The organism is Sinorhizobium sp. (genome assembly GCF_059070375.1).
On sequence record NZ_JCACWC010000003.1, the window covers coordinates 1,925,861 to 1,937,881 of the forward strand.

At 63.4% G+C, this 12,021-nt stretch carries 8 protein-coding genes and 1 pseudogene; 3 read left to right on the plus strand and 6 right to left on the minus strand.

The features are described 5' to 3' along the window. The first annotated feature begins 59 nt into the window (after positions 1-59). Positions 60-611: a hypothetical protein gene (locus AC5J09_RS21395; RefSeq protein WP_018095108.1), complete on the plus strand. Its 552-nt coding sequence runs from the start codon at positions 60-62 to the stop codon at positions 609-611. 41 nt (positions 612-652) lie between these two features. On the opposite strand, the gene folK is transcribed toward AC5J09_RS21395, so the two are convergent. From folK to folP, 3 genes are read right to left on the minus strand one after another with little or no spacing between them, the layout of a single operon-like run. Continuing rightward, on the minus strand, positions 653-1,177 hold the full coding sequence (gene folK / locus AC5J09_RS21400; protein ID WP_324761847.1) for a 2-amino-4-hydroxy-6-hydroxymethyldihydropteridine diphosphokinase: 525 nt from the start codon (positions 1,175-1,177) through the stop codon (positions 653-655). Beyond that, on the minus strand, positions 1,164-1,535 hold the full coding sequence (gene folB / locus AC5J09_RS21405; RefSeq protein WP_018095110.1) for a dihydroneopterin aldolase: 372 nt from the start codon (positions 1,533-1,535) through the stop codon (positions 1,164-1,166). Before folB ends, folK begins: the two co-directional genes overlap by 14 nt. Before the next feature lie 14 nt (positions 1,536-1,549). After that, the gene (folP, locus tag AC5J09_RS21410; protein WP_324761848.1) at positions 1,550-2,401 is read right to left on the minus strand and encodes a dihydropteroate synthase; all 852 of its coding nucleotides are present in this window, start codon (positions 2,399-2,401) and stop codon (positions 1,550-1,552) included. Positions 2,402-2,597: 196 nt separating this feature from the next. Here folP and AC5J09_RS21415 point away from each other — a divergent pair, with 196 nt between their 5' ends. Then, positions 2,598-3,233: a DUF922 domain-containing Zn-dependent protease gene (locus tag AC5J09_RS21415; RefSeq protein ID WP_164867101.1), complete on the plus strand. Its 636-nt coding sequence runs from the start codon at positions 2,598-2,600 to the stop codon at positions 3,231-3,233. Between the two features lie 175 nt (positions 3,234-3,408). Here AC5J09_RS21415 and AC5J09_RS21420 read toward each other — a convergent pair whose 3' ends face one another. The 3 genes from AC5J09_RS21420 to AC5J09_RS21430 form a co-directional block, all read right to left on the minus strand. Beyond that, the gene (locus AC5J09_RS21420) at positions 3,409-3,576 is read right to left on the minus strand and encodes a hypothetical protein (protein WP_100673122.1); all 168 of its coding nucleotides are present in this window, start codon (positions 3,574-3,576) and stop codon (positions 3,409-3,411) included. A 127-nt stretch (positions 3,577-3,703) separates the two neighbouring features. Continuing rightward, positions 3,704-4,024 carry a 2Fe-2S iron-sulfur cluster-binding protein gene (locus AC5J09_RS21425; RefSeq protein WP_029957011.1) on the minus strand — a complete coding sequence of 107 codons (321 nt, stop codon included), beginning with the start codon at positions 4,022-4,024 and terminating at the stop codon, positions 3,704-3,706. Between the two features lie 400 nt (positions 4,025-4,424). Then, positions 4,425-4,793: an Hpt domain-containing protein gene (locus AC5J09_RS21430; protein ID WP_440853404.1), complete on the minus strand. Its 369-nt coding sequence runs from the start codon at positions 4,791-4,793 to the stop codon at positions 4,425-4,427. Positions 4,794-5,297: 504 nt separating this feature from the next. Here AC5J09_RS21430 and AC5J09_RS21435 point away from each other — a divergent pair. Next, a pseudogene (locus AC5J09_RS21435) lies at positions 5,298-11,583 on the plus strand (apolipoprotein A-IV repeat region-like domain-containing protein). The last annotated feature ends 438 nt before the right edge of the window (positions 11,584-12,021 follow it).

A 12,021-nucleotide genomic window follows, 5' to 3' on the forward strand; every position in this document is an offset into this window, starting at 1 on the left:
TAACCATTTTCACGGCAATGTAGACGTCAGTTTCCAGCTTGATCCATCAAGGACTGCTCATGCTCTCGCGCCCTTCTCCGATTGTTCGCGGCATTGCCGTTATCGCGCTCGTCGCCGCCGCGGGCCTTGCGACACCCGCGTTCTCCGGCGCCCGCGACAAGGCGTTCTTCGACAGGATTGCCGGGCAATGGAAAGGCCCGGGCGAAATCGTTGCCGGCAAGTACAAGGGCACGAAGTTTACCTGCGATCTTACCGGTGAAGCGGCACCCGGCAACGAAGCCGGCCTGAAACTGGACGGCTTCTGCCGCGTCGGGGTATTCAAGCAGCCGATGTCGGCGACGATCGTCCGGAAGGGCAACAGCTACACCGGAAAGTTCCTGGACGGTGCCGAGGGCAAGGGTCTCGACGTCGTGTCCGGCAGCGTTGCCAAGGACAAGGTGGTCGTCGGGATCAACCGCAAAAAGCTCAATGGCGCGATGATCGCGCGCCTGCACGGCGAAGAAACAATGAACATCACGATCTCGGTGAAGGTCGAGGACACCATGGTTCCGGTCATCGGTGTGAGCCTCAACCGGCAAATGGACGATATCGCCGTCGGTTCGATCGAGTAACCACCCTTCCCGACAGACCTGTACGAGCACGGCCTCTCCGCTTATTGCTCCGCGCGCCACCATTCGACGTTTTCGTCGGCCACTTCGATGCCCTTCACATCCGCCAGGCCCAGCCATTCTTTGACTGTCCGTCCTTGAACGGCAAGGTCTGCCGCAAAGTCGGCGAGCGGCTTCAGCACGAAGCCGCGTTCGGTCATGCGCGGATGAGGCAGCGTGAGGGTCGCGCTCGCCCTGTTGAGGTCACCGAAGGTCAGGAGATCGATGTCGATGGTGCGGGGACCCCAGCGCTCCATTCTCACGCGCTTCATGGCCCGTTCGATCTCGAGACAGGCGGCAAGCAATGCCTCTGGTTCCAGCGTCGTTTCGACTTCCGCACAGGCGTTGAAGAACCAATCCTGATCCGTTTTGCCCCATGGCGGCGTGCGGTAGAGCCGCGAAACCGCGACGATCCGGCAATCCGACCGCGCATCGAGCGCCCGCAGGGCTTCCGCCATCGCCCGGCGCGGATCGCCGAGATTGCCGCCGAGACCGAGTATCGCGTGCCGCCAGCTCCTATTCGGCGACATGCTCGACCGTGACTTCCACGTAGTCCAGGATGCCCGGAACCGGCGCGTTCGGCTTGCGGATGGAGACCTTCGCCCGGCGAATCTGGCGAAAACGGGCGCAAAGCGTCTTGGCGACCTCAAGCGCCAGCGCTTCGATCAGGTAACGCCGGCGTCCAGTGACGATCCTCTCGATCTCGGCGAAGGCTATGCCGTAATGCACGGTGTCGTCGATGCAGTCCTCGGCAAGCGCCGTCCCCTGGTCGACGACCAGTTCCGCATCGACGAAGAAACGCTGCCCGAGAAACTCCTCTTCGTCGAGCACGCCATGGCGGGCAAAGAACGCGCAGTTCTTCAGTGTGATCGTGTAGGTCGCAGTCATGGCTTCATGTCCCGTCAGCTGATCTTTGCGGCCAGCATAGCATCGGCCACCGCTAACGCATCCCTGTTGATTGCGACATCGTGTACCCGAAAAATCGCAGCGCCGGCCGTTCTGAGGAGCGCCGTCGTCGCGGCGGTACCGACGTCGCGGCCTTCCGCCTCTCGGCCCGTCACCGCGCCGACGAAGCGCTTGCGCGAAGTTCCGACGAGAAGCGGCCGTCGAAACCCATGCAACGCCCTGAAGCGTGCCATCAGTTCGAGGTTCTCGTTCGTGTCCTTCGCGAATCCAAAGCCCGGATCGATCACGATCCGTTCCCGCGCCACGCCGGCGTCGGCGGCGATCTGCAGGGACCGTTCCAGGAAATGGAACTGATCCTCGATCACATCGCTCAGTTTCTCCCGATCGCGTCCGGTATGCATGATGCAGAGCCCCGCACCCGTTTCGGCCGCCACGGTCGCGATCGCCGGCTCGCGCTGCAACCCGTGCACGTCGTTGACGATGTGGGCGCCGGCGTGAACCGCCAAACGCGCGGTTTCCGCGCGGTAGGTATCGACCGAGATGACGGCCCGGGACTGCCGCGCGATCGCGGCGATAACGGGCAGAACGCGGGCCTGTTCCTCGTCGGCGCTAACCGGTTTGGCGTCCGGTCGCGTGGATTCGCCGCCGATATCCAGGATTTCCGCACCCGCCTCCAGTGCGCGCAGCGCAGCTCTGACAGCAGCGTCGGGATCAGCGAAGCGCCCGCCGTCGGAAAATGAATCCGGTGTAACATTGATGATCGCCATCAAAACGCCACGCGGGCCCAGTTCGAGATCGCGTCCATGCGCCAATTGCCAGCGCCAGGGCTGAAATGGATCGTATGTCATTGTTCCGGTCCGCAGCTGAACGGTTTGAATTCACCGCCCGTCATGGTGCAAATATATCATTCGAAAGCAACATGTTATGACGCCTTCCTCACACACCTTGCAAGCTTGTCGACGTCGGTTGGGGCCGATTTGTGTTGCGCTGGCTTTGGCTATGCCCCAAGCTTCAATGAAGTTCAACCGGCGAGAACGCGCTTCCATGCCCCGACTACACATCCCGCTGCGTGCAGCCCTGGTCGCATTGCTCGTCGGAGTCCCGTTCGGCAATGCCTCGGGCGAAACACTGATCAGCAAGAGAATCTCCTACTTCTCGATCGGCGGGCGCACGGCCGCAGAACTCGACAAGGCGCTTTCGGCGTCCGGCCCTATGATGAAGAGCACCGGGACGCGGCATCCGGGCGCCACCCGGATCAAGTTCGGCGGCACGGTCACCTATGTGAGTCGCGACGACCGCTGCGCGGTGGGCTCGGCCAAAGTCACGCTCAACACGCGCATCATTCTGCCACGCTGGAAATATCGTCGACAGGCGGGCCGCGATCTGGCCCTGGTCTGGGACACGCTGGCGAGCGACATCAAGCGGCACGAGGAACGCCATGCGGAGATCGCGCGCATCCACGCGCGCCAAATGGAAAAGGCACTGCTTTCACTGAAAGCCGAGGACAGTTGCGAGCGCATGCAGGCCCGGGTAGCGGAAGTAAGCGCCGAAGAAGTCGAGCGGCACGACAAGGACCAGGCGCGCTTCGACCGCACCGAGGCGGCGAATTTCGACCGGCGGATGATCCGGTTGCTGCAATACCGCCTCGAAAGCCTGAAGAAGAACGCCAAGGCCCGCTGATGGCGTGAGGCAGGCCGTGCATCGCCGCGGCGCGAAGCGCGGGACCGTGTCTGCGCTTTCGATCGGAATACCCCAAAGAAACGGTGGGATATAGTTTCCGCTTCAGAAGAAAACGCCGGGAACCCACAGTATTTTACTGGCGGAATCTAGTGATAGCGGGGCGCAGCCGACTCAGCTATATTAAAATCATGCAACGAGCGGAGGAACCGAAGTTCAACTGCTCGATGAAGTTGACATTGGATTGCGGATCAATACCGAGATCTCGCGTTTTAGTGGCAACCGGCGTGAGTTTGGCTTCGTCGTCTTCGGCTATTGCAGCATTATCCGGACGATGAGGCAGCACAGGTTCTCCTGGCGTGTCCTGGTGCGGCAGATGTTCCCTCCCTCATCTGCATGCGATGCGCCCTCCTAGCCTCGCTTGTCGATTGACCGGCGAGGCTTTTTTTTGCAACGACGGCCGTTCGAGCCGATCAGGCCTGGCGCTCGGGGACATGAACGACAAGCCCGTCCAGAGCTTCGCTCATCTTGATCTGACAGGAGAGACGCGAGGTCGGACGCACGTCGTAGGCGAAGTCCAGCATATCCTCTTCCATCGCTTCCGGCGTGCCGACCTGCGCCGCCCAGGCCTCGTCGACATAGACATGACAGGTGGCGCAGGCACAGGCCCCGCCGCACTCCGCCTCGATCCCGGGGACCGAATTGCGAACCGCATTCTCCATGACCGTGGAGCCGTTCTCGACATCGAGTTCGTGGCGCGCGCCGTCAAAGGCTACGATCGTAAGTTTTGTCATTTTTCTTTCCGGAACGAATTGAGGGGCCGGCCGGCTGGCACAGGGCTTGTCAGGACTAGGCGGTGCCCCGGCTTTGAATTCAGGGCACGTTCTTCCAACAAATCAACCGGCCAGTCAACACGATGCGGCCGGTCCGCACAGCCTCAAATTGCCGCGGCGGTCGGGCAGATCGCGTTTAATGATAGGTTTTAAGCCATCCCGCCCAAAAGTGCGCAGCGGTTTTGGGACAACGACATGCACAATAACGACAAGCTGCAGCCAGATCACGTTCATGTTTCTAGGTCGGGGTCGACCGACACGAGCGTGACCGGCCCCAAAAAGTTAGAGCGGGATGCGAGCGGAAAACCGCGCCCGCTTTCCTCACCCCGCTCTTGCGCCCGATAAGTGCGCGCGCTTCAGGTCAACGGCAGAGTTTCAAAACGAAGAGCTCAGCCTCGAGAACGGCAGCGCCGAGAGCGCTCCGCAGAGCAGCATCGGCGGGACATTTCTCGATGGCGGCTGCAGCCTCGGCGACCGCGACCGCACCGACCGCGAGAGCCGCCCCCTTCAGACGGTGGGCCTCCTGGCTGCAGGCCTCTGCGTCACGTTCCGCCATCTCGGCCATCGCCTGGCGTGCCTGACGCGCAAAGAGCTTCAGGACCTCGGTCTCGAGCGCCGTGTCCCCCATCGTCTGTTTGTAGAGATGCGCAAGGTCGATGGGATTCCTGCTGGAGGGAGTGGAACTTGCGGGGATGTCCGGTGCCTCGAAGGCTATCTTGAGTGCCGCCATGGGCTCGCTTCCTACAATCGATTTCGCGTAAACAATCGCACCGTTTTCAAACAGGATTATCGGTGCGCGGCACTGCCATTGACCTAAAACGCGGCGCAATGGAGGCAGAAAAATTGAGGAAATGGTTAACGACCATTAAACCGGCTGATTCCCTTGGCTTTTCGGGTCCCGAGGGCTCGCTTCCGTTAAGAAATCATTAGGATTTTAATGAATGGGGAACGCTCATAATTGTAAGAGCCCGGCTAATGTGTCACTACGATACGATTAGGAACGGGTCCGTATATGAAAATGGCAACTGTTCCGGTGGATAAGCTGCGTCCCAAGGTGTCGCAGGACATAGGCTGCGGCTATCCATCGAGGCGATATAATGGGTGATCAGTCAATCTGTGGCTTCGTTGCGAAGCTTGGACCTTGCGGTCACCGCCCTGGTTCGGATGTTCCGCTGGGCACCTGGCGGCACAGGAAGACGGCCATCATCGGGCAATAGTAGTGAGGCGTATCCGTATGGCGACGAAGAAGACCAACGAGTCGATCGACGAAAAGGCGTTCCAGGCGCTGGAAGCTGCCCTGAAGATCGACTTTGACGACCTGAAGTCGGCCTTGAACGACGAGACTTCCCTGGACGAGCCGGTGCCGGAAAGTGTGTCCGAGAGCGCCCGCCAGGCCGCCGGTTCCGGTGAGGCCCGCGCCGCACGAACGCAACAGGAAGCTGCGAAGCCCGCGCGCGGCGCCGAAGCACCGCGCAGTTTTGCGAGCGAAATGGCTCCGAAGCAGCCCCCCCTGGCGCCGGCCAACGATGACATGCGCAAATCCCCAGCCGCCATGCTGCGCTCGCTGGAGGTCCGCTCGAGCCGCGCGGCAATCCGGGTCGCTGCGATCGTCTCGCTGGTCTGGACAGTGGCCGGACTCGGCGTCGCCCACCTTCTTTATGCGCCCGGGATCTGGCAGATCCGCTCTCTCGGCGATCTCGCGGCAATGCCTGGAGCGATCGGCATCCTGCTCGGCATCGCCCTGCCCGTCATGCTCTTCTTCTCCTTCGCGATCATGATCGCGCGTGCTCAGGAACTGCGCAGCGCCGCGCGTTCGATGGCCGAGGTCGCGATGCGCCTCGCCGAGCCGGAAACCAATGCCGCCGACCGCGTCATGACGGTCGGTCAGGCCGTGCGCCGCGAAGTCTCGGCGATGAACGAGGGCATCGAGCGCACCATCGCCCGGGCAACCGAGCTCGAAGCGCTCGTGCATTCGGAAGTCAGCGCACTCGAGCGCAGCTACAGCGAAAACGAACTGCGTGTCCGCACGCTCGTCCAGGAGCTCGGTCTCGAACGCGAAGCGATCATCGGCCATTCGGACCGGATCCGCACGGCTATCGCTGGCGCGCATACCAAGCTGAAGGACGATCTCGAAACTGCAAGCGAGGACATTGCTTCGCGAATAGCCGTTTCCGGGGAGGCCTTCGCTTCCCTCATCGATACCCGGGCCGCGGCACTTACCGACAAATCGGACCATGCGCTCGAAAATCTGAGCACCATGCTGACCACGCGGACCGACGCATTGCTTTCGGGCCTTACGACCGCCGGAGTGGCGCTCAGCAACGAGTTCGACGCGCGTCTCGATGCACTCAGCGATAACTTGACGCAGCGTGGCGAGCAGTTGCTCAGCCAGTTCGAAACCCGTGCCTCGACGCTCGACGCCAATACCGAGAAGCTCAACGCCGCCCTGAACGAACGCGCCCGTCAGCTCAACGAGACGCTGATCGCCCGCACACGTGACCTCAATGAGAGCCTCAGGATAGGCCAGCAGGCGATTTCCGGCGGTCTCAACGACGTGCTTTCCTCGCTCAACTCGGCCCTTGACGAAAAAGGAGCGAGCTTCCGCCAGAGCCTCAAGTCGAGCGCCGACGACGCCATCATGGATCTCGATCTGCGCGGCGGCTTTTTCGAGGAAAAGCTGCAGACGACGGTCGGCCAGCTGGCAAGCGCCTTCGACGAACGCTTCCACGAATTTGCAAGCGCCTTCGACAAGCGGGCCAGCCAGCTCGACACCAAGCTCATGGAAAGCCTCCACCGGATCAACGAGACCGTTTCCGGCGGCTCGGAGGCGATCGGCGGCGCCCTTGACAGCAGCGTGGACAAGATCAATTCGGCGCTGTCCGACCAGTCGCTCACCCTGGCAACGGCGCTCGGCGCGACGCAGGACTTCATCGAGGAGACGATCGGCAGCCGCACCTCGGAGCTCAGCAGCCTGATCGGCAACGCGCACAACCGCATCGAGAGCGTGCTTTCCGACAAGACCGGATCGCTGATGGGCGCGCTGACCGAAGCGCAGGAGCGCATCGAGAACGGCTTCGGCCAGCGTGCCGATGCGCTTGCCAACGCGCTGACGGCGAGCGAGCGAAGCCTGACGGATGGACTCGACTCCCGTACATCCGCCTTCATCGAAGGCTTGCAGTCTGCTCATGCCCGCATCGAGCTGAACTCTTACCGGCTCCACCGACGAGATCACGAGCGCGATCGCCGCAAGCCAGCATCGGCTCGACAACACGCTTTCGGAACGGACCGCCGCGCTGTCGACCGCCCTCGCCTCAGGAACAAGCGTCATCGAAAGCGCCGTCGGCGGCACAGCAGAACGGCTTGAGCGTGTCCTTTCCGAGCGTGGGCAGTCGATCACCGACGCACTGTCTAACCAGACAGCGGCGCTCGACGGCGTGCTCGCCGAGCGCGCGACGCAAATCAATTCCACCATGTCGGCCCGCGCAAGCGAAATGGCTGACTCGCTCAGCCGTCATGCCGAGGACGTCGCCGACAGCCTGACTTTCCGCGCCATGGCGGTCGCCGAGACCATGACCGACCGCGTCGGGGAGATCGAAAACAAGCTTTCGCAAAGCGTCTCCGAAGTCGCCGAAAACCTGGGCGGCCGCGTCAGCCTGATCGCCGATACGCTCACCGATACCAGCGCCCGCATTGCCGAGGACCTGAGCAGCCGAGTCGGAAAGATTTCCGAGACGCTGGCCGGTACAAGCGCCGAAATTGCGGAAGCGCTTACCGCCCGCACGTCGGAAGCAACCGCTTCGCTTGCAGGAAAAGCGGCCGAGATCGAACAGACGCTCACCGGCAGGGCCTCGCACCTGCGCGATACGCTGACGACGACGCACGACCAGATCCGTTCGACGCTCGACGACCGGATCACGGCGATCAACCTTGCCGTAGGCCAAGGCCGCGAGCAGCTGGAAGAACTGCTCTCGGATCAGTCCATGGCGATGGCAACCACCCTGGCGACCAGCGCCAGCATGCTCGAAATGTCGCTGGAAGAGCGCCAGGCATCGATCGCCGGTGCGATCGAGCGCAGCACCGAGGCGCTCGCCGCCCGCACGTCGGAAGCAACCGCATCGCTTGCCGACAAGGCCACCGAGATCGATCGGACGCTCTCCGGCAAGGCCGCGCAACTGCGCGACACGCTGGCGACCACCCATGAGCAATTGCGCACGACCCTCGACGATCGGATCAACACCATCAACCTCTCGGTTGGCCAGGGACGCGAGCGTCTCGAAGAGTTGCTGTCCGACCAGTCGATGGCGATGGCCACCACACTGGCGACCAGCGCCAGCATGCTCGAAATGTCGCTGGAAGAGCGCCAGGCCTCGATCGCCGGAGCGATCGATCGCAGCGCCGAGGCGCTCGACTCCCGCATGCGCTCGACGACGGGCGAGATTGCGGAACGTCTGGCCGAAACAGCCGATCAGATCAGTCTGGCGGCCGACACGCTCACCAATCGCGTCGACATTTCGATCAGCGGCGTCAATAGCCGCCTCGACGAAACCGGCGCGCGCATCGAGACAAGCCTCGGTTCGCTCGAAGAACGCGTCCGCGGCAGCGTCGGCGATGTCGACGCCATTCTCGGCGAAACCGGCGCACGCATCGAAACGAGCCTCGGCTCCCTCGAAGAGCGCATCCGCGGCAGCGTGGGCGATGTCGACGCCATTCTCGGTGATACCGGCGCGCGCATCGAAACGAGCCTCGGCTCCCTCGAGGAGCGCATCCGCGACAGCGTCGGCAGCGTCAATGCGATCGTCGACAATGCCGGCCAGCGGATCGCCGACAGCCTCGGTGAGCGCGCAGGCGAAATCGACCGGATCAGCGAGGCTGCGGCAACGCGCATATCGACTGCCATCGAAGCCGGCACGGGCCGGATCGAGGAGCGGCTCGGCACGATGGATCGGGCCCTCAATATCGGCCTCGACAACGTAAACCGCACGATCGAAGGGAAAGCTGCGGCGCTCGTAACCAGCCTGCGTGGTGCCGTCAGCGACGCCACCCAGGAGATCGACGCGGAAGCCGCCCGGTCGGCCGGGCTCCTGTCCAAGGCCGGCGCCGACTTCGCGGGTGCGCTCGCCGCGAGCAACGCCGAATTTGCATCGTCGATCGAGCAAACCGCATCGGCCACGGCCGCACGCCACGCCGATCTCGCCCGCTCGGTCGCGGAAGCCGCGGACACGGCGACCGCCCGATTGGCCTCGACCAACAGCCAGATCGCGACCCATGCCAAGAGCATTCAGCAGAGCCTGACAGAGGCGGAGAAAGCGCTCGATGCGCGCGGCCAGTCCATCCGCAGCACGCTCGACGAAAGCACCCGCGAACTCAACTCGATGCTTGCCGGGCGCTCGATGGAACTGTCGCGTCTTCTCGACGAGCAGGCTCGCCCTGTCATCGAACAATACGCCGCCACCGGCAAGGAGGCCGCCGAACGCATCGCTTCCCTCACCCAGGAAAGCGCCGACCGCCTGCGTGCCGAAAACGCCGCGCTCATCAACGCCATTACCGAACGGACCGGCGAGACGCTCGACGCCATCTCGTTGCGTGCGGAAGAGACCGCCAAGGCGATGAAAATGGTCGAGAACCGGCTGCAGTCGACGGCCATGGGCCTGATCGACCAGCTTGCGTCGAGCAATTCGGCGATCGCCACGGTCATCGACCAGGCGAGCGGCAATCTCGGAGACATGGACCAGCGGCTCGAGGCGACCGCCGCAAAGGTCTCGGAAACGGCGCGGCAAGCCTCCGACATGCTCTCCACCTCGACCCGCCTGATCGAAGGCAAAGTCGACAAGCTGTCGGACATTTCCTCCTCGACATTGTCGCAGATCGGCGGCATCGTCGGCCGCTTCGAAGACCATTCGAAGGTACTCGGACAGGCTTCCGACCTCCTGGCGGCCGCCCAGTCGAACCTGGTGAGCACGCTCGAAGAGCGCCAGGACGCACTTCGGACACTCTCGGTCGGCCTCGTCCAGCGTTCGGAGGAGATCGAGCGGACCATGCGCGCTCTCGAGGGCTTCGTCGACGGCGCCTTCCAGCGCGCCGAGGAACGCTCCGGTCAGGTTGCCGGCAATCTGCGCAGCGGGATCCAAACCTCCTTCGCCGATGTGGGCCGACTGCTGTCGAACACCGAACAGCGGGCAACCGAGGCTGCAGAGGCCCTGCGCGATACGCTTGTGAAGGCGAGCGATGAAGCCGCCGCTTCGGTCGAAGGGGTCTTCTCGCAGGCCGAGGAACGTTCACGCCAGATCGCCGACAGACTGCGCTCCGGCGTCGAGACGTCCTTCGCCGACGCAAACAAGACGCTTTCGCAGGTCGAAGGACGTGCACTCAGCGCCTCCGAGGCCCTGCGGCAGGTCATGGCAAAGACCGGCGAGGAAGCCGGCCAGGCGCTCGAAGGCGCGTTCGCCACCGTGGAAGAGCGTGCCAAGGACGCGGCCTCGCGGCTGCGCGGCAGTATCGGTGCGTCGGTCTCCGACGTCGAGCGTATGCTGGCCGAGAGCGGCAAGAAGTCCGATGGCGTCGCAGCACAGTTGCGCGAAGCCGTCCGCCAGGCGATCGAGGATGCGATCGGCCGTTTCAACGGCGCAACCGACGACATCCGTCGTTCCGCCGGCGAAATCCGCAAGGAACTCGACATGACGCGCGAAGAATTAAAGCGCGGCGCTTTCGACCTTCCGGAAGAGGCCAAGGAAAATGCCGCGCTGATGCGGCGCGCCGTCGGCGAACAGATCAAGGCGCTGCAGGAATTGTCCGAGATCATCGGCAAGTCTTCCTCGCAGCTCGAAGTCGCCCAGCCGGTTCGCCAGCAGGAAGCCCCCGCTGCCCCGGCCGCCCGCGTCGTCGCACCGCAAGCCGTCGTACCGCAGTCATCGCTGCCGCAAGCCGCCGTGCCGCAGCCTGCCGCACCGCAGCCGGCTCCGAATGCCGCTCTGCGCGGAAGCTTGGGCATAGAGCAGGCCACCCGCCCGCTGCAACCTGCCCGGCCGCCGGCAACGGAGGAACGCGCCGAAGAGGGCGGCGGCTGGATGCGCGATCTCCTGCGCGCGGCTTCCCGCGAGGAAGAGCCTGCAGCAGCGCGGCCGCGGTCGGCGGAAAGCCAACCGGTCGCAAAAGCCGGCGACAGCCGCAACCCTCGCCATGTGGTCGAGTCGCTGAATTCGCTCTCGGTGGACATTGCGCGTGCAATCGACCACGACGCCTCCGTCGAGCTTTGGCGGCGCTATCAGCGCGGCGAACGGGACGTCTTCACCCGCCGCCTGTACACGCTGAAGGGGCAGCAGACCTTTGACGAAATCAAGCGCAAATACGATCGCGAACCGGAGTTCCGCACCGCCGTCGACCGCTATATCGCCGACTTCGAAAAGCTGCTCGCCGATGTGGCGCGCAACGATCCCGACAAGCGCATCACCCAGACCTACCTGACGTCCGATACGGGCAAGGTCTACACCATGCTTGCCCACGCGGCAGGGCGCTTCAGCTGACACGGACAGCAATCGGTCTCTCGGGAACGGCCTCGTCGCAAGACGGGGCCGTTTCTATTCATCTCTCCTCTTCCTCATCTCTCTCTGTGCTCGTCACAGAGATGAGAGCAGCGCCGCGCCTGCGGCGCGGAAGAGCCTTGCCAGCCCCCAAGGACTTGGTCTGGCTGGATTCCTGTGACGAGCACAGGAATGAGGGACCGGGATGTCCCGCTACTACATCGAAGCGAAGCGGGACGCTGTAAACGGGCCTAGCCCGCGGCCTTTCCGCGCCGCCTCGCTATCTTCACGGTTCATGAACCGCGCCGAGGGGTCGCACCCTCTCGACCCTCATCCCTGTGCTTGTCACAGGGATCCAGCAGCGCCGCGTCTGCCTTTCCAGCCCAAGGACTTGGGCTGGCTGGATTCCTGTGACGAGCACAGGAATGAGGGACCGGGAAG